Origin of the sequence: Streptomyces sp. NPDC001381 (assembly GCF_042895685.1) — a bacterium.
GTDB lineage: Bacteria > Actinomycetota > Actinomycetes > Streptomycetales > Streptomycetaceae > Streptomyces.
In genome coordinates this window covers 1,207,893-1,233,481 of record NZ_JBIAWO010000001.1, presented here as the reverse complement: position 1 = coordinate 1,233,481, position 25,589 = coordinate 1,207,893, and the positions used below count along the sequence as shown (strand labels likewise).

At 69.1% G+C, this 25,589-nt stretch carries 29 protein-coding genes and 1 tRNA gene; 15 read left to right on the top strand and 15 right to left on the bottom strand.

Features of this window, described 5'->3' with window-relative positions; genetic code table 11:
- The first annotated feature begins 153 nt into the window (after window positions 1-153).
- On the top strand, window positions 154-534 hold the full coding sequence (locus ACFY2L_RS05465) for an S-adenosylmethionine decarboxylase family protein (RefSeq protein WP_133911411.1): 381 nt from the start codon (window positions 154-156) through the stop codon (window positions 532-534).
- Between the two features lie 32 nt (window positions 535-566).
- Complete coding sequence (locus ACFY2L_RS05460) at window positions 567-1,310, top strand: 4'-phosphopantetheinyl transferase family protein (RefSeq protein WP_390821544.1); 744 nt, start codon at window positions 567-569, stop codon at window positions 1,308-1,310.
- A 109-nt stretch (window positions 1,311-1,419) separates the two neighbouring features.
- Here ACFY2L_RS05460 and ACFY2L_RS05455 read toward each other — a convergent pair whose 3' ends face one another.
- From ACFY2L_RS05455 to ACFY2L_RS05445, 3 genes are all read right to left on the bottom strand, one after another.
- Entirely contained in the window at window positions 1,420-2,280 is an 861-nt protein-coding gene (locus tag ACFY2L_RS05455) for a hypothetical protein (RefSeq protein WP_390821543.1), read from the bottom strand.
- A gap of 755 nt (window positions 2,281-3,035) precedes the next feature.
- Window positions 3,036-3,569, bottom strand: a complete 534-nt coding sequence (locus tag ACFY2L_RS05450; protein WP_390821542.1) for a TerD family protein — start codon at window positions 3,567-3,569, stop codon at window positions 3,036-3,038.
- Between the two features lie 163 nt (window positions 3,570-3,732).
- A tRNA-Arg gene (locus ACFY2L_RS05445) sits at window positions 3,733-3,805 on the bottom strand.
- A 320-nt stretch (window positions 3,806-4,125) separates the two neighbouring features.
- Between ACFY2L_RS05445 and ACFY2L_RS05440 the strand changes: the two genes are divergently transcribed.
- The 6 genes from ACFY2L_RS05440 (at window position 4,126) to ACFY2L_RS05415 (ending at window position 10,922) form a co-directional block, all read left to right on the top strand.
- Window positions 4,126-5,733, top strand: a complete 1,608-nt coding sequence (locus ACFY2L_RS05440) for a dynamin family protein (protein ID WP_390659988.1) — start codon at window positions 4,126-4,128, stop codon at window positions 5,731-5,733.
- Between the two features lie 3 nt (window positions 5,734-5,736).
- Window positions 5,737-7,845, top strand: a complete 2,109-nt coding sequence (locus ACFY2L_RS05435; protein ID WP_390821541.1) for a GTPase — start codon at window positions 5,737-5,739, stop codon at window positions 7,843-7,845.
- A 172-nt stretch (window positions 7,846-8,017) separates the two neighbouring features.
- Window positions 8,018-8,503 carry a single-stranded DNA-binding protein gene (locus ACFY2L_RS05430; RefSeq protein ID WP_390821540.1) on the top strand — a complete coding sequence of 162 codons (486 nt, stop codon included), beginning with the start codon at window positions 8,018-8,020 and terminating at the stop codon, window positions 8,501-8,503.
- 274 nt (window positions 8,504-8,777) lie between these two features.
- The gene (locus tag ACFY2L_RS05425) at window positions 8,778-10,193 is read left to right on the top strand and encodes a TQXA domain-containing protein (RefSeq protein ID WP_390821539.1); all 1,416 of its coding nucleotides are present in this window, start codon (window positions 8,778-8,780) and stop codon (window positions 10,191-10,193) included.
- A 55-nt stretch (window positions 10,194-10,248) separates the two neighbouring features.
- The gene (locus ACFY2L_RS05420) at window positions 10,249-10,512 is read left to right on the top strand and encodes a CopG family transcriptional regulator (protein ID WP_390659984.1); all 264 of its coding nucleotides are present in this window, start codon (window positions 10,249-10,251) and stop codon (window positions 10,510-10,512) included.
- Window positions 10,509-10,922 (top strand): DNA-binding protein, encoded by a 414-nt coding sequence (locus tag ACFY2L_RS05415; RefSeq protein ID WP_390821538.1) that lies wholly within the window; start codon window positions 10,509-10,511, stop codon window positions 10,920-10,922. The genes ACFY2L_RS05420 and ACFY2L_RS05415 overlap by 4 nt, the downstream gene beginning before the upstream one ends.
- 175 nt (window positions 10,923-11,097) lie before the next feature.
- Here the strand turns inward: ACFY2L_RS05415 and ACFY2L_RS05410 are convergent, their stop codons facing one another.
- From ACFY2L_RS05410 to ACFY2L_RS05365, 10 genes are all read right to left on the bottom strand, one after another.
- Window positions 11,098-12,378, bottom strand: a complete 1,281-nt coding sequence (locus ACFY2L_RS05410) for a tyrosine-type recombinase/integrase (RefSeq protein WP_390821537.1) — start codon at window positions 12,376-12,378, stop codon at window positions 11,098-11,100.
- Window positions 12,378-12,617 carry a helix-turn-helix transcriptional regulator gene (locus ACFY2L_RS05405; RefSeq protein ID WP_390659981.1) on the bottom strand — a complete coding sequence of 80 codons (240 nt, stop codon included), beginning with the start codon at window positions 12,615-12,617 and terminating at the stop codon, window positions 12,378-12,380. Before ACFY2L_RS05405 ends, ACFY2L_RS05410 begins: the two co-directional genes overlap by 1 nt.
- A complete protein-coding gene (locus tag ACFY2L_RS05400) occupies window positions 12,610-14,031 on the bottom strand; it encodes a replication initiator (protein ID WP_390821536.1) in 1,422 nt (473 codons plus the stop codon). Before ACFY2L_RS05400 ends, ACFY2L_RS05405 begins: the two co-directional genes overlap by 8 nt.
- 25 nt (window positions 14,032-14,056) lie before the next feature.
- On the bottom strand, window positions 14,057-14,305 hold the full coding sequence (locus tag ACFY2L_RS05395) for a SpdD protein (RefSeq protein WP_390821535.1): 249 nt from the start codon (window positions 14,303-14,305) through the stop codon (window positions 14,057-14,059).
- 23 nt (window positions 14,306-14,328) lie between these two features.
- Window positions 14,329-14,523, bottom strand: coding sequence for a hypothetical protein (locus tag ACFY2L_RS05390; protein ID WP_037684464.1), 195 nt, complete (start codon window positions 14,521-14,523; stop codon window positions 14,329-14,331).
- Window positions 14,524-14,539: 16 nt separating this feature from the next.
- Window positions 14,540-14,731: a mobile element transfer protein gene (locus tag ACFY2L_RS05385; RefSeq protein WP_390821534.1), complete on the bottom strand. Its 192-nt coding sequence runs from the start codon at window positions 14,729-14,731 to the stop codon at window positions 14,540-14,542.
- 11 nt (window positions 14,732-14,742) lie between these two features.
- Window positions 14,743-15,363: a DUF2637 domain-containing protein gene (locus ACFY2L_RS05380; RefSeq protein ID WP_390821533.1), complete on the bottom strand. Its 621-nt coding sequence runs from the start codon at window positions 15,361-15,363 to the stop codon at window positions 14,743-14,745.
- 83 nt (window positions 15,364-15,446) lie between these two features.
- Window positions 15,447-16,823, bottom strand: coding sequence for an FtsK/SpoIIIE domain-containing protein (locus ACFY2L_RS05375; protein WP_390821532.1), 1,377 nt, complete (start codon window positions 16,821-16,823; stop codon window positions 15,447-15,449).
- Window positions 16,823-17,179, bottom strand: coding sequence for a hypothetical protein (locus ACFY2L_RS05370; protein ID WP_390659976.1), 357 nt, complete (start codon window positions 17,177-17,179; stop codon window positions 16,823-16,825). The genes ACFY2L_RS05375 and ACFY2L_RS05370 overlap by 1 nt, the downstream gene beginning before the upstream one ends.
- Before the next feature lie 170 nt (window positions 17,180-17,349).
- Window positions 17,350-18,141, bottom strand: a complete 792-nt coding sequence (locus ACFY2L_RS05365) for a GntR family transcriptional regulator (RefSeq protein ID WP_390821531.1) — start codon at window positions 18,139-18,141, stop codon at window positions 17,350-17,352.
- A gap of 109 nt (window positions 18,142-18,250) precedes the next feature.
- Here ACFY2L_RS05365 and ACFY2L_RS05360 point away from each other — a divergent pair, with 109 nt between their 5' ends.
- The 6 genes from ACFY2L_RS05360 (at window position 18,251) to ACFY2L_RS05335 (ending at window position 22,896) form a co-directional block, all read left to right on the top strand.
- Window positions 18,251-18,658, top strand: a complete 408-nt coding sequence (locus ACFY2L_RS05360) for an NUDIX hydrolase (RefSeq protein ID WP_390821705.1) — start codon at window positions 18,251-18,253, stop codon at window positions 18,656-18,658.
- A gap of 46 nt (window positions 18,659-18,704) precedes the next feature.
- Window positions 18,705-19,133 carry an ATP-binding protein gene (locus ACFY2L_RS05355; protein WP_390821704.1) on the top strand — a complete coding sequence of 143 codons (429 nt, stop codon included), beginning with the start codon at window positions 18,705-18,707 and terminating at the stop codon, window positions 19,131-19,133.
- A complete protein-coding gene (locus ACFY2L_RS05350; protein ID WP_390821530.1) occupies window positions 19,127-19,510 on the top strand; it encodes a hypothetical protein in 384 nt (127 codons plus the stop codon). Before ACFY2L_RS05355 ends, ACFY2L_RS05350 begins: the two co-directional genes overlap by 7 nt.
- A 1,275-nt stretch (window positions 19,511-20,785) precedes the next feature.
- Window positions 20,786-21,367, top strand: a complete 582-nt coding sequence (locus ACFY2L_RS05345) for a type II toxin-antitoxin system VapC family toxin (protein ID WP_390821529.1) — start codon at window positions 20,786-20,788, stop codon at window positions 21,365-21,367.
- A 150-nt stretch (window positions 21,368-21,517) separates the two neighbouring features.
- Window positions 21,518-21,775, top strand: a complete 258-nt coding sequence (locus ACFY2L_RS05340; protein ID WP_390821528.1) for a hypothetical protein — start codon at window positions 21,518-21,520, stop codon at window positions 21,773-21,775.
- 143 nt (window positions 21,776-21,918) lie between these two features.
- Window positions 21,919-22,896 carry a hypothetical protein gene (locus ACFY2L_RS05335; RefSeq protein ID WP_390821527.1) on the top strand — a complete coding sequence of 326 codons (978 nt, stop codon included), beginning with the start codon at window positions 21,919-21,921 and terminating at the stop codon, window positions 22,894-22,896.
- A 68-nt stretch (window positions 22,897-22,964) separates the two neighbouring features.
- Here the strand turns inward: ACFY2L_RS05335 and ACFY2L_RS05330 are convergent, their stop codons facing one another.
- Both ACFY2L_RS05330 and ACFY2L_RS05325 read right to left on the bottom strand, forming a co-directional pair.
- Entirely contained in the window at window positions 22,965-23,279 is a 315-nt protein-coding gene (locus ACFY2L_RS05330) for a hypothetical protein (RefSeq protein ID WP_390821526.1), read from the bottom strand.
- Window positions 23,280-23,894: 615 nt separating this feature from the next.
- Window positions 23,895-24,464, bottom strand: a complete 570-nt coding sequence (locus ACFY2L_RS05325; protein WP_390821525.1) for a hypothetical protein — start codon at window positions 24,462-24,464, stop codon at window positions 23,895-23,897.
- Between the two features lie 480 nt (window positions 24,465-24,944).
- Here ACFY2L_RS05325 and ACFY2L_RS05320 point away from each other — a divergent pair, with 480 nt between their 5' ends.
- Window positions 24,945-25,493: a transposase gene (locus ACFY2L_RS05320; protein WP_390821703.1), complete on the top strand. Its 549-nt coding sequence runs from the start codon at window positions 24,945-24,947 to the stop codon at window positions 25,491-25,493.
- Window positions 25,494-25,589 lie beyond the last annotated feature (96 nt).

The window sequence follows — 25,589 nt, the reverse complement described above, 5'->3', positions numbered from 1 at the left end:
TGTGCTCGCGAGCCCCTGAGCGCCCCTGATGCTAGGCTTGGCCCCACCGAGAGCCAGTCACCGGCCTCGTGACCTTCCTCATTCAGCCGCGCGGACCAGCGCAGATCTATCTGAAAGGAGACGGGGGCGGCGGTTCGCCACCCCCGGTTCCCCATGACCAACTCCGCCAACCTCGCCACCGAGGGTATAAACGTCGACGATCTGTGCTCTTATGCCGTCGACGTGTGGGTGAGCGACCACAGCATCCTGACCGACGAGGAGCGCCTGCTCCAGGTGCTGCGCACGGCCGCCGAAAAGGGAAACGCCACGGTACTCGGTGAGGCCTCGCACGTTTTCCCGAATGGCGCCGTCACCGCCATTCTGCTGCTTTCCGCCTCGCATCTGAGCATTCACACCTGGCCCGAATTCAGCCTGGCCAACGTCGACCTGCTCGCCTACGGCCGGCTGAACGGCGAGCGGATGATGCAGAGCGTGGAACTCGGCCTCTCGCCGACGAAGATCAACGTGACGCGCATGCTGCGCGCGGTGCACTAGCCGTTCCCTTGTCGGCCGCGTGTGCCGGTCCGGTGCCGGTGGAGGTCTCGTGGGCGCGCCTGAGCGACGCCCACGCCGGTCTGCTGCCGCTGCTCGACCCCGTGGAACGCGCCCGCCACGACGCCCTCGCCGACCCCGCCACCCGGGGTCGTTTTCTCGTCGGCTGCGCCCTGAGCCGTCTGCTCCTGGGGGAGCTGCTCGGGCTGCCTCCCGCCGCCGTCCCGCTGCGGCGCGTGTGTCCACGCTGCGGCGGCCCGCACGGCAAGGTCCGGCTTGATCCGCCGGGCCGGCCCGCGGCGTACGACTTCTCCGTCACCCACAGCGGCGCGCTCGTCGGCGTGGCCGTCTGCCGGGGCGCGGAGGTGGGCCTGGACGTCGAGGAGGCCGACGCCGCCCTGGACGTCGGTTCCGCCGCCCGCGTCGCGCTCTCGGCCCGCGAGTCGGCCGCCCTGGAATCCCTTCCCCCCGCCGAGCGAGAGCGCGCCTTCCTGCGGATCTGGACGCGCAAGGAAGCGGTGCTGAAAGCGCTCGGGGTCGGCCTCCGCATGCCGCTGCGCGGGCTGGAGGTGTCGGCTCCCGACGCCCCGCCGGCCGTACTGGCCTGGCCGGACGAGTCGGACCGACCGGCCGCGCGGCCCGTCCCGCACCTCGTGGACCTGGTGGTCGACGGCGTCCATCCGGCGGCGGTCGCGGTGACGGGGGCGGGCGTGACGGGCGTACGGATCGCGGAGCGCGACCGGTCCGGAGCGGTGTCGGCGTACGGCCGTACGGCGTGACGGTCGCCCCGCGCGAGGTCCGGCGTGGCGGTCGCCCCGCCGGGCTCCGTCGTGACGGTCGGCGGACGGCGGGGCGCCGTGGGTGGCCGGCGCCCCGTCGCCCGCTGCGTCAGGAGCGACGCGTGCGGGTGGTGGCGTAGACCGCCGCGGCCCCGATGGCGACCGCGAGAGCCGCACCGCCGGCGATCAGGCCGACGGGTGCGCTGGAACCGGTCTCCGCCAGCGGCGGCGTGCTGCCGCTGGGCGAGGGCTTCGGCGTGGCGGGCGGTGTGGACTCCAGCGGAGGCACGTCCGAGGTCGTGGTCGGGGTGGTGGAGGACGGCTCGGGGGTGGTCGGCGGGGTCGTCTCCTCGGCGGGAGGCGTGCTGTCGGCCGGGCTGGTCGGGGTGCTGGGGGTGGCCGGCGTGGAACCGGAGGGGCTCGGGGCGGGCGTGCCGGGCTCCTCGGGGGTGCAGGGCTTGTCGCCGCCGTTCCACGCGGCGATGAGGTGGTACGGCGTGATGACGCCGTCGGGCTCGTACGGGGCGGGGCCGTGTCCGTCCTCGGACTTGCCGTCGTAGATGACGTCGTCGCCGTAGAGGTCTATCTGCCCGTAGCAGTCGGGCGTCTTCACGGTCAGTTTCTGCCAGGTCCGCCTGGCGTCCTTCGCGTCGGCGACGTCCGCGGCGGTCAGGTGGACCGTGGCCTTGTCGACGAGTGTCTGGTGGCCCGAGGTGTACCAGCTGGAGCCCTCGGTGGTGTATTCGGCCAGGGAGACCGGGTACGTGCAGCCGTCGCCTATCTTCTGGCCGGGGGCCAGGCGTACTTCGACGGCGCCGGGGGCGGTGTCCCACAGGTGGAACCCGCCCTGTGAGGTCCAGTCGGCGCCCACGGGGTTTCCGTCGGTGTCGACGATGCGGTACTGGACGGTGGCGGACTGGCAGCCCGCGCTCGTCGTGGCGCTCGCCGCGGTTGCTCCGAGGACGGGCACGGCGGCAGCGGTGAAAGCGGTTGCGGCGAGCGCAGCCAGCGTTCTGGTGCGTTGCGAACGCGACAAGTTTGCCTCTGGGGGAGTCGAGTGGGTGGGGGGTGGCCGAGTGTGTGGACGGCACGTGCGGGCGCCCTTGGGCGGCGCCGCTGCCGTCACTCGTGTCACTTCGCTCACTTCAGGCACAGCGAAGTGAGGCGCATTCTTGCCACCTTTCACAACTCCCGTCAATTCTTCGCGAGTTCCTCACGCATCGGGCCGGGGCGGGGGCCGGTCGAGGGCTGGGAGGGCCTGGGCGGCCAGTTCGGCAGCCGGGCTGCCAGGGGTGGTCCGGAGGTGGACCGCTCGTCGGGGAGCGCGGGGTCGTAGCAGGTCGGCGTGCGGACCCGCGCGCTCGGCGTCTGCGGCCGGCAGGCCGGGAGCAGGTCGGCGTGCGGACCCGCGCGCTCGGCGTCTGCGGCCGGCAGGCCGGGAGCCGGCTTCAGGGTGAGCGCCCTGGTGAGGCCGCCGGCCGGGGGTGTCCTCGGCGTCGAAGGTGCCGCCCATCGCCCCGGCGAAGCCGCGCGCGACGGCGGGGCCGAGGCCCACTCCCGCGCCAGGACCGCTCGCCGGGGCCACTTGCTTTTGATCCCGGACTCCGCACCGCGCGCCGCGCTCCCGGCCCGGAGGATCGGTTGCACACACGCCCGACGGGTGCTGATGGAGGTTGCCGGAGGGGTACGGAAACCACCGCGGCCCCCCTTCGTGCCGTCGCGCGCTCAGAGCCGCGGGGCGGAACCCATCTCCGCGCTGAAGACCACCGGTTCGCTGTCGAATCCCCGGAGCATCTCGTGGAACTCCCACGTTCCGGAGGCGTCCTTGACGAACTCCGCGACCGTCCCCGCGGTGGATCCGGCGATCTGCGCGAAGTCGTCCTTCATCAGTTCCGTGTACCCGTCGACGACCAGAACTCCGGCGTTCGACAGGTCCCCGAAGAACTTGGCCCCGGCGTTCTGATGGATGGCCACCCCCACGACCACCCGGGCGAAGGAGGGCGCGAGGCGGTCGAGTTCCAGGGTCATCGCCTCGACGTAGCCGAAGCCCTGCCCGGTCAGGCTGTGCCGGCTCATGTTGATGGTGCCGTCCGGCGAGCGGCTGTCGAAATGCACGATGTACACCGGCGGCCCGTAGGGCGCGTCCGCCGAGTAGGTCGCGGCGATGATGTCGAGGTGATGCGGCGGCCGGCCCAAGGGGCTCGGGTCCCACTTCAGTCGCACGTCGACCTTTTCCAGCCCCTTGCTGCCGCCGCTCATGGGATTGCCGCCTCTCCCGCTCCGGGTCCCCCACGGGATGCCTTCCCGCATGGCGAGTATGGCTCCACGAGCGGGCTCCACCGCTCCCGTGCCCCCTGACGAGCCCCGCTGAATGGCCTCTGACCAGCAAAAAAGCCCTCCCGGAGGGGAGGGCGGAGACTTGCGCCCCCGGCAGGACTCGAACCTGCGGCCAAGCGCTTAGAAGGCGCCTGCTCTATCCACTGAGCTACGGGGGCCGGTGTGGTGGCCTCGTACGTGCTGCCCGGGTGTGGGCTGATCCGTGACGTTGCCGGGGACAAGGATAGGGCTCCCGGTTCCTTGTCCTGGTTGCTTCGCCTCCGTGGCTCAATGTGGAGGTTCGGTGAAGCGGTCCTGATAATCGCAGGCAGGTGCGAATCGTGCATCGCTTTTGGCGTCTCGGACCCCGGGTGTTGTGCACTCGTTATGCCTGGGCTGTGCCTGTGTCCCAGTCGTCCCCTCCGCCCCTTGTGTCCTGTCGGCGCGCAGACATGCCCATATGCTTCATAAATCCCCTGAAATTGGGCATTCTTCGCATGTGGTGACCTTGGACGTACGGCCTCAGCTGCTCGACGCACTCTCCGCCCTGCGCGACCGTGTCGCCGCCGCACGCTTTCCGCTGCCCGTGGCGGGGGCGCCACGCGCGCGTGCCAACCGCGACGAACTCCTCGCCCAACTGGACGACTATCTGGTGCCCCGGCTCAGACAGCCCGAAGCGCCGCTTCTGGCCGTCATCGGCGGCTCCACCGGCGCGGGCAAGTCGACGCTCGTCAACTCCCTCGTGGGACGGCGCGTCAGCGAGGCGGGCGTGCTGCGGCCGACGACCCGGACCCCGGTGCTGGTCTGCCATCCGGAGGACCATCACTGGTTCAGCGGTATGCGGGTCCTGCCCGGCCTCACCCGCATGTGGGTACCCCAACAGGACGCGGCGGACGACCTCCTGCCGCCCGGCGGGGACAGCCGGCGCGTCCTGCGCATCGAGACCGCCGAGACCCTCCCGCCCGGCCTCGCGCTCCTCGACGCGCCCGACATCGACTCCCTCATCGCCGACAACCGCGTCCTCGCCGCCGAACTGATCTGCGCCGCCGACATCTGGGTGATGGTCACCACGGCCGCCCGCTACGCCGACGCCGTGCCCTGGCATCTGCTGCGCACCGCCAAGGAGTACAACGCCACCCTCGTCACCGTCCTGGACCGCGTGCCCCACCAGGTCGTCGCCGAGGTGTCCCGGCAGTACGGCGCCCTCCTCACCAAGGCGGGCCTCGGCGACGTACCCCGCTTCACCGTGCCCGAACTGCCCGAGTCCGCCTGGGGCGGTGGACTGCTCCCGGCGACCGCCGTGGCACCGCTGCGGACCTGGCTCGTCCACCACGCCCAGGACCCCGCCGCCCGCCACCATGTGCTGGCCCGCACCGCCCACGGTGTCCTCGACTCCCTCAAGTCCCGGATGCCCGAACTCGCCGGCGCCGCCGCCGCGCAGTACGCGGCCGCCCTGCGGCTCACCTCCGCGGTGGAGAAGGCGTACGACAGTGAGTACGCGCGCGTACGGGGCCGGCTGCAGAACGGCGCCGTCCTCGCCGGGGACGCGCTCAAGCGCTGGCGGGCCTTCCCGCTGGACTGCACCGCCGGCGAACTCCTGGACGCCCTCGTGGAGAGTCTGGGCGCCCTGCTGCTGTGCGCCGTCACCGCCGCCGACGAACGCGTCGACGAGGCCTGGCGCCGTGAACCGGCCTCCGCCGCCCCGGCCCTGACGGACACCGACTCCTCACCGGAGAACGCCGAACACCGCATCGGACTGGCCGTACGGCGGTGGCGGCGCGAGCTGGAGGAGTACGCGGAGGAAGAGGTGCGCGCCCTGGAACGCGGGACCGCGCCCGAACCCGAGACGGTCGCCGCCCTCGTCGCCACGGTCCTGCTGGGCGGCCGCCGCGCCCGCACCGCGGGCGAGGGCCTCGCCGAACGGCTCGGCGCGCACGGCGCGCTGCGGCTGCGCGACCGCGGCGGACGGCTGCTCACCGAGCACCTGGACCGCGTCCTGCACGCCGAACGCGAGCGTCGCCTCGCCCCCCTCGACGGACTCGACGTCCACGCCGAACCCCAGGCCGAACTCATCGCCGCGCTGTCCGTACTGCAGAAGGAGAGGTGACCGGTGACCGCCGTCACTGACGAGGACCACACGGACCACTCGGGCCACACTGACAACACGGGTCGCGAGGACGGCGGCCGGGCCGCCCAGGACACGTCCGGCGGGGACCCGTCGGCGGAGGCCGCGCCCCCGAAGACCACGGACCAGGCGCAGGTGCAGGGACAGCCCGTCGGCGACGGCCCGGCCGGCCACGCGCGCGTGAGCGACCGCGGCGGTGAGGACACCACGGGCCGTGCGGAATCCCGTACGGAACGCCGTGGCGGATCCGATGGCGAAGCCGGCACCGGATCCGGTGCCGCACCCCGCGCCGGATCCGGTACGGCACCCCGTACCGAATCACGCGCGGAAGCCCGTCCGGAATCTCCCGCCGACGCCCGCGCCGACGCCCCCGCGGACCCGCCCGGTGTCTGGGACGACGGGCTCATCGCGCGCCGGGTGAACGAAGGGTCCGCCGCTCAGCCGTCCGCCGCCGAGCAGCCCGCCGTGGCGGAGAGCAGGGGCGCCGCCGCGCCGCCCGCGGCCCCGCTCCTCTACGACGGCCGGCTGCGCTCCCGGCTCGACTCGCTGCGCGAACTCGTGGGCCTCTCCCGCACCCGCCTCGACAGCAGGACGCTCGCGGAGGCCGGGCAGGTCCTCGACGAGGCGACGGCCCGGCGCAAGCTCTCCGGGCAGCACACCGTCGTCGCCATCGCGGGCGCCACGGGCAGCGGCAAGTCCCAGCTGTTCAACACGCTCGCCGGGGTCCCCATCTCGGAGACCGGCGTGCGGCGGCCCACCACCGCCGCGCCCATCGCGTGCACCTGGAGCGACGGCGCCGCGAGCCTCATCGACCGCCTCGGCATCCCGGGCCGGCTGCGCAGGCGGCCGGTGCAGAGCCCGGAGGCGGAGGCGCAACTGCGCGGACTCGTCCTGATCGACCTGCCCGACCACGACTCCGCGGCCGTCCAGCACCGCGAACAGGTCGACCGCATCCTCAAACTCGTCGACGCCGTCGTCTGGGTCGTCGACCCGGAGAAGTACGCCGACGCCGTCCTCCACGAGCGCTATCTGCGGCCCCTCGCGGGCCACGCCGAGGTGATGTTCGTCGTCCTCAACCAGGTCGACCGGCTGCCCGGCGAGGCCGCGGAACTCGTCCTCGACGATCTGCGCCGGCTGCTCGACGAGGACGGCATCGCGCTCGGCGAGTACGGCGAACCGGGTGCCACCGTGCTCGCGATGTCCGCGCTCACCGGGGACGGCGTCGGTGAACTGCGCGAACTGCTGGGCCAGTTCGTCGCGGAGCGGGGTGCGGCCGGTCGCCGCGTCTCGGCCGACGTGGACGCCGCCGCGGGCCGGCTGCGGCCCGTCTACGTCACCGGGCTGCGCACCGGGCTCAGCGAGGAGGCGCGGGACGAGTTCGCCGACCGGCTCGCGGACGCGGTGGGCGCCACCGCGGCGGGCGAGGCCGCCGAACGGGCCTGGCTGCGCAACGCCAACCGCGCCTGCGGGACACCCTGGCTGCGGCTGTGGCGGTGGTGCCAGGACAGCGGCGACTCGCCCACGGGCCGGCTTCCGGTCCGTACCCAGGCCGACGAGGAGGCCACGGCACGGCAGCGCGTCGAACAGGCGGTGCGGACCGTGTCCGAGCGGGCCTCGGCCGGGCTGCCCGCGCCGTGGGCGCAGGCGGTGCGGGAGGCGGCCGTACGCGGTTCCCAGGGGCTGCCCGAGGCGCTGGACGAACTGGCCGCCCGGGCCGCGCTGCCGACCGGGCGTCCGCCGCGGCCGGGGTGGTGGCCGGTGGCCGTGATGGCCCAGGCGGCCATGACGCTCCTTCAGATCGTCGGCGGACTGTGGCTGGTGGGGCAGATCGCCGGAATCATGGCACCGAACCTGGGCGTTCCGGTGCTGCTGATGGTGGCCGGGATCATCGGCGGGCCGCTCGTGGAGGGGAGTTGCCGGATGGCGGCACGCGGCCCGGCCCGGCGGTACGGGCAGGACGCGGAACGGCGGCTGCGGGAGGCGGCCGCCGGGTGCGGCCGGGCCCGGGTCCTGGATCCCCTGGCGGCGGAACTGCTGCGGTACCGGGAGGTGCGGGAGCAGTACGGGAAGGTGGTGGGGGCGGGGGTGCGCTGACCTGCGCGGATCCCCTGGCTCACCCGTCCGGGTGGCGGACTTGTCCACAGGCCGGTGGTGATCCACAGGGCTCGGCGGGCCCGGCCCGGCGGAGGCAGTCTGGCTCCACGGCGATCGCGACGGACGCGGTCGCCGTGGCAGACGCAGCCGTACGAACGGGAGGGACCCGAGCATGAACGAGACGATGGTGTGCGCGGTCGGCAACGTGGCGACGCAGCCGGTCTACCGGGAGCTGGCGGCGGGGCCGTCGGCGAGGTTCCGGCTGGCGGTGACCGCGCGCTACTGGGACCGGGAGAAGAGCGCCTGGACCGACGGGCACACCAACTTCTTCACGGTGTGGGCCAACCGCCAGCTCGCCACGAACACGGTCGCCTCGCTGAGCGTGGGTGATCCGGTGATCGTGCAGGGCAGGCTGAAGGTGCGCACGGAGACGCGCGAGGGGCAGCAGGGCTGGACGTCGGCCGACATCGACGCGGTGGCGATCGGTCACGACATCGCGCGCGGTACGTCGGCCTTCCGCCGCTCGGGCAGGCCGGAACCGGCAGCCGCCGCCGACGCGACCGCGCAGCCGGAACCCCGGTGGGAGACACCCGCGCCAGCGGTGGACGCCGGCGCGACGGAGGACCGGCCACGACGTGAGCCGGTGGCGGTGACGTGATGTCACACAGTGCTCCGAGCTGACCGGACCACGGCTTATCGACGGGTAAATACCCTCTCGCGCGGTGGATTTGTCGATAAGCCCCGATCCCGCGCCGCCGTCGGACGATCTTGGCGATAACGATTACGAGTCGGATCGTCCATCCGATGACATCCCCGCGAAACGGGGTGCGCGGGCGTCTCTAGGATGCCTCCACGTGGCTCACGGGGCTTCTGATTCGGCTGGTGGGACCGTACCCCCCACGTCAACGGGTCCTGCTCGAAGGGGAATTGCGTTGATTTCTTCGTTCTCCGCGCCGTTCGCGCGCCGGCCGGGCATCGCCCGGCTCGCCGTGGCGACGCTGGTGTCCGGACTCGCCGCCGCCGGTGTGATCGCCTCCGCGGGCACGGCCGTCGCCGACGGGACCACGCAGACCCAGGGCGGAGCCACCGCGACCATAGGCGGCCTCAAGACGTACGGCGCCGCCGTGATCCACGACGACAGCGGGGACCAGGAGGTCTCGGCGGGCCTGTTCGAGATGTCCGTCGAGGGCGGCGGCACCCTGCAGACCTACTGCGTCGACCTGCACAACCCCACCCAGGGCGGCGCCAAGTACCACGAGACGCCGTGGAGCGGCACCTCGCTGGGCGCCAACGACGACGCGGGCAGGATCCGCTGGATCCTGCAGAACTCCTACCCCCAGGTCAACGACCTCGCCTCGCTGGCGAGCAGGGCCGGCATCGACGGCGGACTCACCGAACAGGACGCGGCGGCCGGCACCCAGGTGGCCATCTGGCGCTACTCGGACGACGCGGACGTCGACGCCGTCGACCCGCAGGCCGAGCAGCTCGCGGACTACCTCCAGAAGGCCGCCCGGGACACCGCCGAGCCGGAGGCGTCCCTGACCCTCGACGCGCCGGCCGTCTCCGGGCACCCGGGCGAACGGGTCGGACCGGTGACGGTGCACACCGACGCGAGCGCGGTGACGGTGACGCCGCCCATGGACGCCGACATCAGCGGGGTGCGGATCGTCGGCAGGGACGGCCGGCCGGTCACCTCCGCGCAGGACGGCACCCAGCTGTTCTTCGACGTCCCCGCGGACGCCGAGGCCGGCTCCGCCGAACTGACGGTCACGGCCTCCACCACCGTCCCCGTCGGCCGCGCCTTCACCTCCGAGAGCCGCAGCCAGTCCCAGATCCTGGCCGGCTCCAGCGAGTCGACGGTGTCGGCGACGGCGAGCGCGACCTGGGCGGAGCAGGGAGCCGTACCGGCGCTGTCCGCGGCGAAGAACTGCGCCAGGAGCGGCGTGGACATCACCGTGGCCAACCAGGGCGACGAGGCCTTCACCTTCGAGCTGCTGGGCGCCGAGCACGCCATCCCGGCGGGCACGTCCCGGACGGTGACGGTCCCGCTCCAGGAGGACCAGCCCTACGACTTCACGATCACCGGCCTGCAGGGCACCGACAGCCGCTTCACCGGGGTCCTCGACTGCAAGACCCAGACCGCGGAAATCGCCGGCCTGACCACCCAGACCCTCAGCGAACCGAGCCCGGCCACCGTCGGCGGCACCACCGCCACCGACACCAACCTCGCCGAAACGGGCTCCTCCAGCACCACCCCGATCATCGCCGGCACAGCCATCGGCCTGGTGGTGATCGGCGGAGCGGCACTCCTCCTGGCGGGACGGAAGGAGAACCGGACGCGGGGCTGAGGGGCACCCTTCGGCACTCCACGGCGACGGTAGCACCCGCGGTAGCATAAGGAGTATGAGCGAGCCCACCCAGAAGTACTCGATCACGATGCCCCGGGACATCGCCGAAGCCGCTCGCGCCCGGAGCGGACCCTCCGGGCTGTCCGCCTACGTGGCGGCCGCCGTCGCCCGGCAGATCGAGCGCGACAACCTCAACGAGCTCATCCAGGTCGCGGAGGCCGAGCACGGCCCCGTGACCGAGGAAGAGGTGCAGGCCCTGCGCGATCAGCTGCACCAGGCACGCGCCCGGCAGACCGGTGACGGGGCGCACGCGGCGTGACACGCTCGCCCGCCGCCCCGGGCGGCACGCTCGTGCTCGACAGCCAAGGGCTGGCCAAGGCCGTGCTGCGCGACCGGACGGTCACCGCCTGGCTCGCCCTCGCCCGTGCCGACGACCTGCGCGTGGTCACCTCCGCGGCCACCTTGGTGGAGGTGGTGCACCCCCGCATCAACCGCCCCGCACTCGAATGGACGCTCTCCCGCCTCGTCCTGGAGCCGGTGACCGAACCGATCGCGCGCCATGCCGCCGCCCTTCTGGCCGACGCCGGCCTGCACGGCCACAAGCACGCGATCGACGCCATGCTGACCGCGACAGCCCTCGCCGCTCCCGGCCCCGTCACCATCCTCACGTCCGACCCGGAAGACCTCGCCGCCCTCTGCGGGTCCCGGGCGACCGTCATCAAGGTCTGAGCACCCCGGGGTGACGCTGTCCCTCCAGCCGCGGCACCGAAACCCCAGGTCAGCCGCCCCCGACCATTCGGGTTACCACCCGAGGGTGGCGGTCAGGCAAGATGGGGTGTTACTTACCGTGCGAGGGCACAAAAAGGCCCCTCACCAGCACTTTTCCTGCCGATGAGGGGCCGTGTCAGGCCGCGTGGGCCGTCTCTGGGCCGTCATGCGTCCCGGGGCCGTCGTGAGCGTGTCCGGCGGCCCGGTACATCGCGGAGACGGCGTTACGGGTCCGGGTCTCGCTGGACGGCATCAGGTGCGTGTACACGCGGAGGGTGAACCCCGGATCGCTGTGACCGAGGTAGAGGCTCAGTGCCTTGATGTTCTCCCCGGCGTCCAGGAGCACGGAGGCGTAGAAGTGCCGTAGGGCGTGCATGCCGTGTTCGCGGGCTGGTGCGTACCGCTGCCCCTGCTCGGGGACGGGGATGATGCCGGCGGAAGCCAGCGCAGGCTTCCACGCCTGATCGTTGAAGCCCTGACTCCAGATGGCCGCGCCGATACCGCTCGTGAAGACGAGGCGATGAGTCACCTTCGGCCCGGTCGGAGCCAGCCAGGGCAAAGTCACCTCGACGGGCGGGAAGCGCTCCATGTGGTCGCGGAGTGCGGCCGACACCTCGGGGTCGAGGGGTACGTCACGGAGCTTGCCGCGCTTGGGCGGGGCGAAGACGAGCGTGCCGCGCACCTTCTTCACCTGCTGGCGGACGTAGATCCAGCCGAGGTCCCCGATGTTGTCGACGGCCAGGCCGAAGATCTCACCCTGTCGCAGCCCGCAACCGGCGCCGACGTCGACCATGGCCCGGTAGCGCTCGGGCAGCCCGGCCCGGACTCCGAAGACCTGGTCTGCGGACCATGGACGTACGCGTGTCGGCGCAGGACGAGGCGCCTTGACCGATCGGACTCGGCAGGGGTTCGAGGCCAGCAGACGGTCATCTACAGCCGCGTTGAGGACAGAGGAGACGGCGTCGAAGATCAGGCGCCGGTATTGGGCCGAGGACACGGAGTCTTCGAGTTGGCGGTTCCAGTCCCGGATGTGCTCAGGTTGGAAAGAGCCGATGGGGCGGGTGCCGAGGTAGGGGAGTGCGTGGAGACGCAACCGGCCCTCCACGGCGGCCCGACTGGTGAGGTCCGTGGTGAGCGCGCCGAGCCAGCGTTCCGTGTACTCCCGGAAGGTCGTCCGCGCCGCCCTGGGGTCGATGTACTGGCCGCGCGCCATGTCGGCCTCGATGTTGGTCAGCCAGGCGTCGGCCAACCGCTTCTGTTTGTCCGGGAAGCTTTTGCTCTTCTCCGTGCCGTCGGGGCCGATGTACCGGGCGCGGTAGCGCATGCCCGAGCCATAGCGCTCGGTCCTGACCTTGATGGTCTTGCCGTCCGGGCCGGTTTCGGCGCGGTACCACCGGTCTTGGATGTGCCCGGCCATCAGGCAGCAGCCCCCTCACGCTGGGAGTCCACCCAGGCGCGCACGTCGGCCGGGTCGAAGCGGAGATGCCGACCGACACGGAAGCCACGGGGGCCTGTGCGCTTGCGGCGCCACTGGTAGACCGTCTCGACGCTGGGCAGCTCGAACAGCTCCACCAGGTCTTCGGGGGTGAGGTAGCGCGAAGGCAGCGGGCGGGGTTCGGTGGCCACGTCGGCCACGGCGAGGCGCCGGTTAGCCACGGGTTGGTTCTCCTTCCGTTCCGGGGGCGGGTTCGATGGAGGCGGCCAGCCAGGCTTCGGCGTCGGAGAGGCCGGTGCCGGCGAAGACCCAGTGGGCGAGGACGTACGTCGTCTCGGGCCCGGTGTCGGGGGTGTTGGCTGCTGCTTGTGCGCGGCGCCATTCGGCGCGGGCGTCGCGGAGTGCGCCGAGGGTGGTGGAGTAGCGGCGGGACTTGGTGGAGAAGTGGCCGCGGAAGCCGAGCATGTGGGCCCAGGCGCGCAGGCGGAGGTGTTCGAGGTCCTTGCGTGCGCCGAGGGTCCATGCGGTTCGGATGAGGCGGCGGGCGTGGTCGCTGATGTCGAGCTGGGCGAGTTCGGCGGCGAACTTCAGGGGGCGGTCGAGAGCTCCCGTGGCCGTCTCGGCGCCCTTGGTCGCGTACTTGGCGATGTACGCCGCTACGGCCCGTTCGGTCAGCTCCTGGCCGTCGTTGAAGTCGGCGGAGCGGATGGTGCGGACGTCGAGTTGGCGGCCGAAGGTGAAGGTGTGCGCTCGGCCGTCGAGGGTCGGACCGTTCACACGGACCTTGGCGGCGGCAGCGCCGATGGCGTCGGTGAGCAGCTCGGCCGTTGCCCAGGCTGGGGGCGGGGAGTCACCGCCGGTCGGTCCGTCGATGCGGATCACCGCGTGGAAGTGGACCGCCCCACGCTTCTGGTACTCGGCGACCTTGGCGAAGGAGACGCGGGCGTGGTCGCGAAGTCGGCGCTGCGACAGGCCCGCGCGCTTGGCGACCTCTCGGCGCAGGTGGATGGAGAAGCGCCGCCAGAGGGACCCGGCGTGCGCGTTCCAGAGCACGGCCCCCTCGTAGTCGTAGGTGTCCGGGTCCAGCGGGGTTCCAAGCGCCACGTCGTCCTGATTGTGGTGGCTTCCGCAGCGGCAGGGGCGGCCGGTGGACGGGCGGTTGTGGACGGGGCCGAAGCCGGGGGCGGTGAAGGTGGCGAAGACGCGGGGGTGGGTGGCGACCTGTTCGGGAGTGCCCTTGCCGCCCCGCAGACCGGCGGTGATCAGCTGGAAGGTGTCGCGGCGGTAGACCTCGGCACAGGCGGGGCAACGGGTGGTGCGGCGGTTGTTGCAGCGGACGAGGAGTTGGCCCGCCGGGAGGGTGGACGAGTCGAGGTGCTGGAGGATGCGGCCGATCTCACCGGTGGTGGTGTCGACGTCGTACTCGGTGCGATGGCCGTCCAGGCGGATCGGGTGGGTGCAGCCGCCGAGCCCGGAGAGTTGGCGGAGGATACCGGGCAAGGTGCCGTCTGCGGCGAGCTTGCCGAGTTCCGGGAGTGGGGGCGGGGTGGGGCGGGCGAAGATGGCGGTCTCCTTCTGACGGGCACTGGTCGGGAGGGGTGGGCCACCGGGGCGGCGGATGCTTGGGCGTGTCATGCCGCCCCGGAGGCCGGACCGCTGATCAGCGGCGGTGGTGGTCGCGGAGCAGGGAGCGCAGGACCACGGCGGCGACGGCCACGGAGATGGCCGTGACGGCGACGGCGGCCAGGAGCGCGGTGAGGACGACTCCGCCGACGAGGACGGCCGCGACGGTCTTCTGATCGATGGAGATCGAGGGGAGCGCGGGGCGCCGGACGGGGGCCGGGTCGGTGGGGGCGTGGGTGTGGGTGGGCTGCGGTGTGGGGTTGACCGGGTACTTGGGCAGGAACACGGCCAGATCTCCTGTCTACTCGTCTAGATGTGTTGGCCGTTTATGACGGTCACGCCGGAGCGCGTGCCGGACTCGATCGCGGGGGCGAGGAAGGTGTGCGAGAGCCAGAAGCCGAAGAGGGCGATCAGGACGACGATCCAGGTACGGACGCCGAGGTATTTGACCGCCGCCCAGGCGAAGAAGCCGAGGACGACGACGAGGGGGAGGTTGAGGGTCACGGGGTGCGGGGTCCTTTCAGCGGACGGGGCAGCGGTGGGTGCGGGCGGCCAGCTCGGCGGCGGCGCGGCTGTCGTAGTCGGCGGAGAAGTTGCAGCGTGGGGCGGTGCAGGCGGCGGTGTGCTTCTCGCGGCCGCGGTGGTCGTAGGCGGTGCCGACCTGGACGTGGCCGATGCGGGTGACGTTGCGGAAGCGGCGGTTGGCAGGCATCGGGCTTCCTTTCAGAGGTGGGCGGCGATGGCTTCGGCCATGAGTGCCGGGACGCCGAGGCGGGCTCGGAGGGTCGGGGTGTCGATCGGGGCGCCGGTGCGGGTGTGGTGCTCGGCGGCGACCTTGCGGGCGTGGTGGATGAGGGCGGCCGGGACCGGGACGGGAGGGGGTTCCGGCGGTGCCTCGATGGCTGGTGGGGTGGCGGTCTCGGGGGTGGGTTCGGGGCCGTCCTCCTGGTCGTCGATGACCTCGGCGACTGCGGCAGCCTGGGGTGTCGAATGGGCGAGGAGGGTGCCACCGAGGAAAGCGACGGCGGGCCAGCCCGCGACGAGGATGCGCAGCCAGGCCGGTACGTCGGCGAGGTCGAGCAGGCCGGCGGTGACGACGTTGGCCCCGAGGGAGGCGGTGATAGCGATGACGAACCAGCACCAGGCCGCCGTCTTCCCTGTACCGGAGCGCAGTCGACGCCAGGCGGCGACGAGCAGCAGGTCTACGGACACCGGGTAGGCCCACGCCTTCCAGCCGTCTTGTCCGGCGGCCATGGCGATGTCGTGGATGTGGGCGAAGGACAGCGCGGCGGCGATGAGCGCCTGTACGAGCACCGCGTCTACGCGGGCCAGTTGGGCGCGCATGAAGCGGCTCCTTCCGGGTTTTGGCATGGGAGGGGTAGAGATATGGCGCGGGACGGTCACGTCGACCGGGGTGGAGGGGTGTGTCAGTCCGTGACGGGGTGCGGCTGGACGACAGGGGCCGGGGCTTTGACGGGCGGTACGGGGACGTCGGGCCGGAAGGGCTTCAGCGCGGGCAGGTCAGGCACCAGGTGGGCCGTCTCCCGGCAGATGTCGGCGGCGTCGCCGAGGGAGAGGTAGGGGGTGCGGATGCGGGACCAGCCGCCGGATGTGTCCCCCGCGACGGCGAGGCCGGGAAGCTCAGGGGCGATGGCGCAGGCAGCCATGACCGCTTCCGGGGCGATGTCGCCCAAGGCCATCTTGGCGGAGGCTTCGTCATTGACCCGGTGGCAGACGCGGCCGGTGAGCTGGGCCCGGAGCATGGTGGCACCCTTGCCGAGTTCGGCGCCGAAGCGCTGGCCGCAGACTTCCAGGTAGATGCCGGCCGCACGGCCGAGCTGGGCGAGGCGGATGAGCTGAGTGACCATCTCGTCGCGCCGTTCTTCGTCCTTCTTGGTGGCGACGAGGAAGAGTTCGGCGACCTCGTCGACGAACAGCACTACGGGAAACGGTCGCTGATGTTCCGGCAGGCCCCAGATGTCCGAGGTGATCTCCTCGTCCGGGGTGCCGGGGGCGATGCCCTGCCGGGCCCTTATCAGGTCGTATCGGTCCTCCATCTCTTTGACCAGGACAGGCAGCAGCTCAGCGACTTCATCCGGCTCCGTGGCGAGGGCGGACAGTCGCGGCGCGAACGGGGCCAGCTCGACACCGCGCTTGCAGTCGAAGCCGACCAGGGCGACGTTCTGACGGGCGAGCCCGGCGACGAGATGCCGCAGGTACATGGACTTGCCCGACAGCGTGGCGCCGAGGGTGAGTTGGTGGGGCACGGCCCGGTAGTCGCGTACGAAGGGCACGGCGTCCTCCCGCAGCGCGACCGGCACCCTGAGCAACCCGGCATCGAGCTTGCGCGGCATCCGCACCTTGCGCAGGACATCGAAGCCGACGAGCCGCAGTTCGACGACACCGGGCTTGACGGTGGTGACGTAGACGGCGTGGACGCCCCAGGCGTGCCGCAGCCGTTCGGCCGAGGCGGCGACGTCGGCGGGTTCCTGCCCCGGAGCGAGGCGGAGCCGGAGCCGCAGCCCGGTCGAGGTGGGCCGGATGATGCCCCGCCGGGGCGGCACGGGCCGGATCTCTCGCCGGGTGGTGGCCTTGACGGCGAGGACCCGCAGCCGGGACGGGGCCACGGTCAGGCCGCAGGCTTCCATGACAGAGGCGTACGAGCTGAGGAGGCGGACGGTGGATATGGGACCGCCGACCGCCGACCAGTACAGGGCCGGGTGGTTGGTCCGGGCGTAGGCGGCCCCGCCGCCGAGCGCGGCGAGGGGACCACCCACCTCCAGGAGCGTCGTCAGGTCGGTCATCAGGCGGTGGCCCCCATGTCGGCCGGGAAGGCGGCCGGGGTGACGGCGGCGGCGCGGTAGGCGATGCCGTGACGCTGCTGCCCGTTGAACACCGACTCCCACGGCCGGGCGATCAGCCCCGGCAGCGAGACGGGCGAGCCCAGGATCAGGCCCTCGGTGACGCCGCCCTCCGGGACGGTGACCTTGATGAGCGAGGACTCGCCGTCCTCGATGTACACCACGCCGATGGTCATCAGCGCCTCACCGCTGACGGCGTCCTTGGCGATCTCGCCGGTCTGCCGGTCACGGACCTTCGGTTCCGGGGCCTCCGTCAGGAGGATCGTCGCGGCGGAGGTCTCTACACGGATGGTGCGCACAGCCCACTCCCCTATCTACTCGTCTATACATGTAGCGATCTGTGAACCCGATCTCCCGGGCTCACGACCATCACCCTGCCACACAACTTGCCCACTCGTCTATACGAGTAAGCGTGTTGGGGTGTACGAGTTCGAGGAAGTGTCCCCGCGCACCACCACCGGTCACCCGCTCACGTGGCCGGGAGCTGGTACGACAGGACGTACGCGTCCGCCGCCATGACCGTGTCGCAGACCTCCACGGGCCGTCCCTCGGTGTCGAAGGCGGTGCGGATCAGGTGGATGACGGGCACGCCGGCCGCCAGGTGGAGCGTCTTGACCTCGGCGGGCGAGGGCATCCGGGCACGGATCTCCTCCTCGAAGTGGTCGAGACGGTGGCCCAGCTCTTCGAGGCGAGCGTAGATGCCGCCGGGGCCGGGGTTGGGTTCGGCGATCTGCGTACCGCGGGCGATGTCGAGCGGCAGGTAGGAGGTCGCGAACTCGACCGGCCGCCCATCAAGGAGGTACCTGCGCCGCCGGGCGAGCACCCGCCGCACGGAGCCGAGCCGGGTGGAGACGTCCTGACTGGCCCTTTCTTCCTTCACCTCAAGACTGTCGACCTGGGGGTGACTGCCGGCGGCATCCGCCTCCACGATGAACGCGGACTTCCCCTGCTCGCGGTGGCGCCGGGCGAACCGGTCCGAGGCGAGACGCCGCACCGGCGGACGCGGCCGGACAAAGACGCCCTTGCCGTGCTCGGCGTGCACCAGGCCCTCGCCCTGGAGGACGGAGAAGGAGTTGCGGACCGTCATCCGGGACACCCCGTAGTGGTCCACCAGCTCAGCCTCCGAAGGCAGCTTCTCGCCCTCCCGGAACCGCCCCCGGTCGATGGCTTCGCGCAGCTGGTCGGCGATCTGCCGGAAGACCGCACGATCGCTCGTGGGGTCGAGATCACCGAGCAGGCCCGAAGGAAGTGAAGGGCTCACGTGTGTACTCCTTTAGGTATCTAGACGAGTGGGCGAGTGTTGTTGCTACGGTGGAGAGCCTAGCCATCCGAGAGGGCCGAGGAACGTGAGCACAGAACGCCCGCACTCCGTGAGCGTGGCCGGGGTCGTCGTCGACTCCCAGGGCCGGGCCCTCCTGATCCAGCGCCGGGACAACGGCAAGTGGGAGCCCCCGGGCGGTGTCCTCGAACGCGAGGAGACCATCCCCGAAGCCCTCCAACGCGAAGTCCTCGAAGAGACCGGCATCAAGATCGCGCTTCCCGCGACCCTCACCGGCGTCTACAAGAACATGACGGGCCTGATCGTCTCGCTGGTCTTTCGATGCGAGGCCGCCGACGGCGTGCCCACCACCGGCGACGAGACCCGCGCACTGCGCTGGGCCACCCGTGAAGAAGTCTCCGAACTCGCCGACGAGGCGTACGCGATCCGCGTCACCGACGCATTGGACGCGGCGTCGCCGCCGGTCATCCGCGCCCACGACGGCGTGAAACTCGTCTAGCCCGAACCCGCTACACATGGCGGCCTACCAGCATGAAGGAACTTGTATGCACGAGTATACGAGTATGACGCGAGTCTGGGGACTGTCTTGCCCAGGTTTCCCGGAAGAGGTCAGCCGGGCCCGCCGCTGGACCCGTGACATCCTGCGCGGCTCCCCTTTTGCCGAAGACGCCGAACTGATCGTGAGCGAGCTGAGCGCGAACGCGATCCTCCACACGGCGAGCGGCCGAGACCAGGGCAGCTTTCACCTGGCCGTCGCGGTGTCTGCCCAGGTGATTGCGGTCTCGGTGACGGACGGCGGAGGCACAGGCACGGCTCCGAAAATCGAGCACCAGGACCAGGACGCCGAAGGCGGCCGCGGACTCGGCATGGTCAGCTCGATCGCCCACCGGGTCGTTGTCCACGACAGCGAGGCCGGCCACACGGTCACCGCGGAGCTCTTCACGGACGCACGACGAGGAGGGCACCCGTGCTGAGGACGACGACCAGCCCCGGATTCTGGTGCGAGTGCTGGACACAGGACCTGGACAGGCAGCAGGCGCCGGCACTCTTCGGTTCCTACGACGCGTTTGACGCCGTGGAGGCCAACAACTGGGTAGCGACGATCCTGCGCACCATCTCACCAGCCCTCGACACAGCGGCCTGCGCGGAAGCGTGGGAACGGCTCTACGACCACCGCATCGATACCCGCCGAGCGCTCTTACGACGCGAGCCGTGGACTGTGTCCGTCATCCACGCCAGCACACGCATCACATGGACCGTGCGACCGGTGCTCTTCCTGTCGCTCGCACACCGCCAGGGCGGCGAACTCCCCCTGTGCGCATACGACTTCAAGCCCACACATTCCAAGTGATGATCGACTGCGTTACAACCTTCTTTACGGGTTCAAGGCGGCTCGCTCCGCTCACCGCGCGCGGCCCGGCCCCCGGCCGGGCCTGCGCTCCTGTCTACGCCCCGCTCCAGCCCGGCCGGCACCCGTGCCGCGCTGATGGCATGCAGCCGCCTGATGCCAGAGAAGGAGTACGTCGTGGCTGGGGCGGTCGGCTCCACGGCTTTACGCAGCCACTTTGGCGCGAGCCTCGAAGATCATGGCCCCAACGTCGTGCTTTACCGGGCAGGTCCACAGACTGCCCGACGCGCCGGAAGCTTACGGGGCCATGATCACTCGCGCCAAAGCAGCTCCAGCCCAAAGCCGCTCCGCCGCCCTACTCTGACACCCTCGTGTAGTTGAATCGCTTCCACACCTACCGGGTAGACAGCAAGATAGGGCATCCTGATGAAATCGCAGCCGAGAGGGGGGAACTGTGATGCGCATGCAGGTACGGCTGACTGGTGATCTTGGGGCGATCTCAGTTCTGGCGCTACGAGACGTGCTGTCGAGCACAGTCTCGCTGCTCAACGAGTTAGACCCAAGCGCTGGACGTTCCGACCTCCACCGAGACTGGGTTGTCACTGGGCTAGCTGAGGGAAGCGCCTGCGTGGCGATTGCCGCAGCCCACTCAGAGGGAGAGTTGGCGTTGCCACGGGCGTTGGAAGCAGTCCGTGAGCTCCACGAGAGGCCAGCAATTCCGCTCGGAGCCAACGAATTTGCCGTCCGTAAGGTAATCAAGCTGCACCAATTGGCGGGGAAGCGCGGAGTTACTGGCATTGAACTCAGCGAGGTCGGCGACAAGCTGGCCCGGGTGACTCCAATTAACGCCCTGGTGGCCGCGCATGCTCGCGAGGCAATCAAGGAAGTCTCGCGCACTCGGAGCTCGTTTCGTGGCCGCCTGGATAAAATCAATCTTCGTGCGCGGTCACCAGAGTTTTCACTCTTCGACGAGAATCGCGGAATCGGACTACGGTGCCACTTGGGGAACCGCGACGATGCAGACCTACTGGAACAGGTCAAATCTAACGTAGGGGCTGTCGTGAGCGCTCGGGGGGACCTTAAAAGAAACTCAATGGGGCAACCAATCCATATGCGAGTGGATCGCCTTCGAGTGATCGAAGAGGCATCAGCACAGCCAACATTGCATAGCATTGCAGGAATTGCACCGGACTGGACTGACGGCTTGAGCTCCGTAGAGTTCGTCAGGATGCAGCGCCGGTCGTCAAATGAAGCGGTTGAGGGGGGCGAGGGGCAAGAGTGAGCCGACGTAGGGGGGGAGTCGCGCAACGTTGCTATATAGACTCCTGCGTTTACATTGAAGTCATCAAGGGACGCACAGGCGTCGGGATCGACCACGATGAGCAGGACTATGACCGCTGCCTTCAAGTGTTAGCTCAGTTCGAGAACGGCAATCTCGACGTGACGGCATCAACCATGGTCTACGTCGAAGTGTTCGGAAAAGGGGAAGCCAAACTCCACGACAAGCGAAAGAGCCAGCTTGCCGCAGGAAAGACTCAAGCCGCAGCGTCTGCCATCATTGACCCATGGTTCAAGTCCTCCCCAATTTCCTGGGTTGAGGTCCACCAAGACATAGCCGAAGACGCACGAGAGATGGCGAGGAAGTTTCATCTCGACTCACAAGACGCGGTGCACCTGGCGACAGCAGTTGACGAAGAGTGCGGGATCTTCTACACGCTTGATCGACGTCTGATCAGCCGTATCGAAGGCGGGGGCGGTATTCCCAATCTCCAATTGCTCCTCCCCGTCGCCATGGGACAACTGACTATCCCAAGCCAGGCACTCCACGGAGAGAAACTGTCGCCGCTTGAGCCCTCCTAATGGGCCTTGCAGCCGCAGTCTTCGATTACCGCTACGTCGTCTTCACGCGCGGATACTCCCTGGCCGCTCTCCATTCCGCCAGGGCAGACGATGCCGGCATCGTCGGGTTCCGAGCATAGGCAGGTGCCACACCTACGGGAGGCAAGAATCATGAGCACGCCCAAAGTTCTGACTGTGACTCTCGAGTTCGAGATGGGCGACCGTAAGATCCATGCTGCGAGAATCAAGGCGGCTTACGAGGCTGCAGTAAGCGCCGCCATAGAGGCAGCAAAGAAGGAGCTCCTTGACGGTAGCGTGACAACCGTACGCAGTCGTATGACATGGGACTACAGGTGGGCTGAGACGTCGGCTCAATACACAGATATCGACGTTGAGTGGTCTGAGGACGACGACGAGCCAGACGAGTGATACGGCTCGATTCCCACAGCGTGTAGCTGGATCCGCGGACCTGCTCGTTACTGCAACCGCCCAAAATCAGCTACCGCCCCAGCGTCAGAGCTGGCTGATGCCTTCACGGCCACTGTTTAACGCGAGGCCTTCAGGGAGAGAGAATGGCCGAATCCGTCGAGCATACTTTTCTGTCCGAGACAGCGCTCAACATCATGGAGGAGTCGTCAAACGCAAAGCTCTTCGCCTGCAAAGAATCCGGGCGCAAGCGATTCGACTTCTCGTGCGATATCACGAGAGACTGGACGCGTGCAGTTTCGGGACAGACGCTCTGGAAGCATGACCGAGACGGAATCGACAAAGACCTTAGAACTTTACTGACAGATGATGAAGCATCTGCTGCCGTATATGTCGCGAGAGACTCTGTGGCCACACGCGGCCGCATGGATGAGATCATTCGTGACTATAGAAATTCTCCCTTGCGGGCGAGTCTCTCCAAACTGAGGATTTTTTGGATCCCGGCCGACTTTGATGCTGATGACGAACGCGCTCGTGAAGTTGTACGCCATGGCCTCCGTCACGACATGTATCAAGACCTTCTGCTGCGGGTCGCACTGGGAGGTATTACATCACAAGACGTCAGGAACTTCGCCATCTCTGGGCGCCTGGGGTACCCGGTATGGATACTCACACAGATCAGCAGAGACGGCTTTCTTGACAACTACACGAAAGCCTCAAAGCGTTACCGGATGGGAATTCCGGCGCTGAAGGAAGAAGTCCTGAGGCTACAGCTCACCGGGATGGTCTCGCGCGAGGAAAATGAGCATGGGCTCATCCAGGTGACCGAGAAGGGGTATGCGATGCTGGACATTTGCGCGCACCTCTACAGGTACCTATCGGGCGAAAATGAGGAAAGTGAGGAGTTTCTGTATATCTGCAAACTCCTCGGAATGGAATTCCCCCTATTTGACCCCGACGGCCAGCGCGCTGACTTCAGGTTCTACGAGGCCAAAAGCGAGACGCCACCGTTCGGCCATCTGGCGAATAATGCACAACTGATGCTGACCTGCCTTTACTATTCATCTCAGCATGGAGAGATTGAATGGCGGCCACCCCGTTTCAAACTGCCCGGTAACCAATAGGCCATACCATGAAATTTGAACCCATGGCGGGGCGGAATGCCTCTGCCTCTCTCGCCTAACCTGGTGCCTCACCGAGCCCATATCCGCTGGAACTCTTCGGCGGGAATGGCCTCCAGCGGATCCTCTTCAGGATCGATCGCTTGGTCTGTCAAGCCGCCGCGCTCATCCTCCAAGTGCTCCCAGCTGTACCGGTGGAGTTGGTCGGCCGAAGTGAGCTCGGCTTGCTTGATGACGATCAGCTCGCCGCGGTCGGGTACGGCCTCGATGTACCACAAGCCGCCCTCCTCGTCAGCGTGGCGGAAGTGGTGCCGCAAAGTGGCGTTCTCATCGAGTGCTCGGAAGTAGGCCACGCTCTCTGCTTTGATGCGCTCCAGGTCGACCACGGGACCATCGTGCCAGCGAGCGCGCGGGGTTGCATTGTTCTGACATCCACGAGTGACATCAACGGCGCCGGACACCAGCACGCATAGACGGTCCGGCATGGCCAGTGTCGCCGGGTAGCTCCCCGGCAGTGCCGAGGCGTGATCGAACTCCTAAAGCGGGTATCGCAGGTTCGAATGCTGCCGACGTGCGGTCTGATGCCTCTGACATGAACGGGGTCGGTCACTGGCAACTGGGGCCCCTAGGGCGATCGACAACAGGAAATGTTGAGGCCCTGCCCGCAAGCACGGGCAGGGCCAGGTAGAGCTTGCTGGTTCGTCAGGTGGCGAACGTTGGGGTCAACGATTCGTCCACTTCTCCCAGGTCCAGGCAAGCGCGGTGACAACGAGATAACCCGTCAGTTGCTGGGCCTGGTTGCCGGCACCGGCTGCGTAGCCAGCCGAGTAACCCACGGCAGCTGCGGCTGCAAGCACTTCCAGTGGGGGAGGTCGCTCGCCTTCGGCAGTCCTAAAACGCATAATGGACAGGGTTCTCCTCCTTGATCGATGGGGTGGACCATCCGCCGGGGCCCCGAGGATCTGTGGTAGGTGACACGGGGTCCGGCGGAAGTATCTATCTCAGGCCAAGCCATCACTTCCAGACGGCTCAGCCTCATCAGTGATCTTGGAAACGACTAGTGCGCCCAGCTTGGCGGCCAGTTCGTTGCGGTCCTTGTCAGGCAGGCTACGCAGGGCGCGCCATGCCCGTTCAGCGGGTGAGCTCGGCCTGTGCCCAATAGCCATCCACGCCAGGATCAGCGATCGCTCGCTGTCGGTTAGCCCCTCCAGCAGCTCCCAGACCGTCTCGGGATCTACGTGTCGGGTTGGACGCGATGGCTCCGGGTAGTACGTCCTTGCTCGAGGAGCGACCCGCCGGGCACCCGGAACCCAAACAGGCGTCCCAGCCCGTACAAAGCGCGTTTCTCCAGACGAGATCGCCGGATCCTCCCGGTTGGTGTGGAGCACCCAACCTTGATCCCTCAGATCGCGCACCCTGCGATCGATCTGGGTCACTTCTGGAAACGCCGCGCGAAGGTCCTCCCGGGTGAAAACGTTTCCTTCGCCGACCTGGGTGACAAGCCACAGGGCTGCTCGCACCATCGTCCCCCTCTTGGGTTCCCTCCAGTCAGGTAGCTGCTCATCAGCCATGCCGCTCAACACCTCCCTCGCCGTTCGACACCTAGTAAAGCACAGTCGGCGGAGTTAGGCGCAGTTAGGCGAAGTTCGGCATGCCGAAGTTCGCCGATCGTCGCCAGGACAACGTCTCCGACGTGAGGGTCAGCGAGCTGCGGACTTTCCCCAAGGTGTTGGCGCAGGCGGAGTCGACCACCCGCACCAACTAGCCGACTGGGCTCCTCAAGCGCCTGAGGCATCGGAGGGGGAGAGTGAGGGTGTGGGGTGAGTGGAAGCAGGGGAAGGGCGGTTGACCAACAGCCCGAGGTATCTGACGCGACAAGGCGACGAAGGACACGTAGCGCTGTTACCTCTACCGAGGTGACTAGACGAAGCGCGGCCAGGCTGAGTGAAGAAGAGGGCAAGCAAGCGCCGCAAGAGGTAGGGCCTTGACCCCGGGTCTTGGACACCCGAGAGACTGGCTCTTGAGTCCAGGAGAACTGATGTCCCGTGGTCATGAAGCACTATCCGCCGCAGTTCAAGGCGGACGCGGTCGCGTTGTACGAGTCGCGGCCGGAGGCGACGATCAGGTCGGTCGCCGCTGATCTGGGGATCAACCCGGAGACGTTGCGCAACTGGGTCCGGGCGGCCGGGGTGAGCCGGCCGCGGGGGCGCCGGGGGCAGGCGTCCGCCGAGTCGCCCACGCTGCTGGAGGCAGAGAACGCGGCCCTGCGCAAGAAGGTTCGTGAGCTGGAGGAGGAACGCGAGATTCTGCGGAAGGCGGCGCCAGACGCGTGCCAGATCCTGCGGGGAACCGCAGGGAACAGCGGGGAACCCGTCGACCGTCCACCACGCGTCTGGGTCCCTCCGCCGCAGGTCAGGCCCGGAGCAAGCCCTAGACGCCCTAAGCTTCCCAAGCTGAGGGCGCAGTTCACGGTTCGGTCGGCGCGGCTTGCTCTGGTCGACGGCATGGCAGCGTGGCTGAGGCCGGTGGGGGTGCAGCGAGGCATACGCGTGCGTGGTCGGGCGGCGCGCCCGCCGTCGTGGCTGGCTGTCGTCGGCTGAGGTTCAGGCGCGGGCACCAGGGGGTCCGTCGTAGACCCACCGGCCGGATCGCGATGATCACCCCTGGGCCGTCCCTGGGCCGTCCGAGGTCCCCCG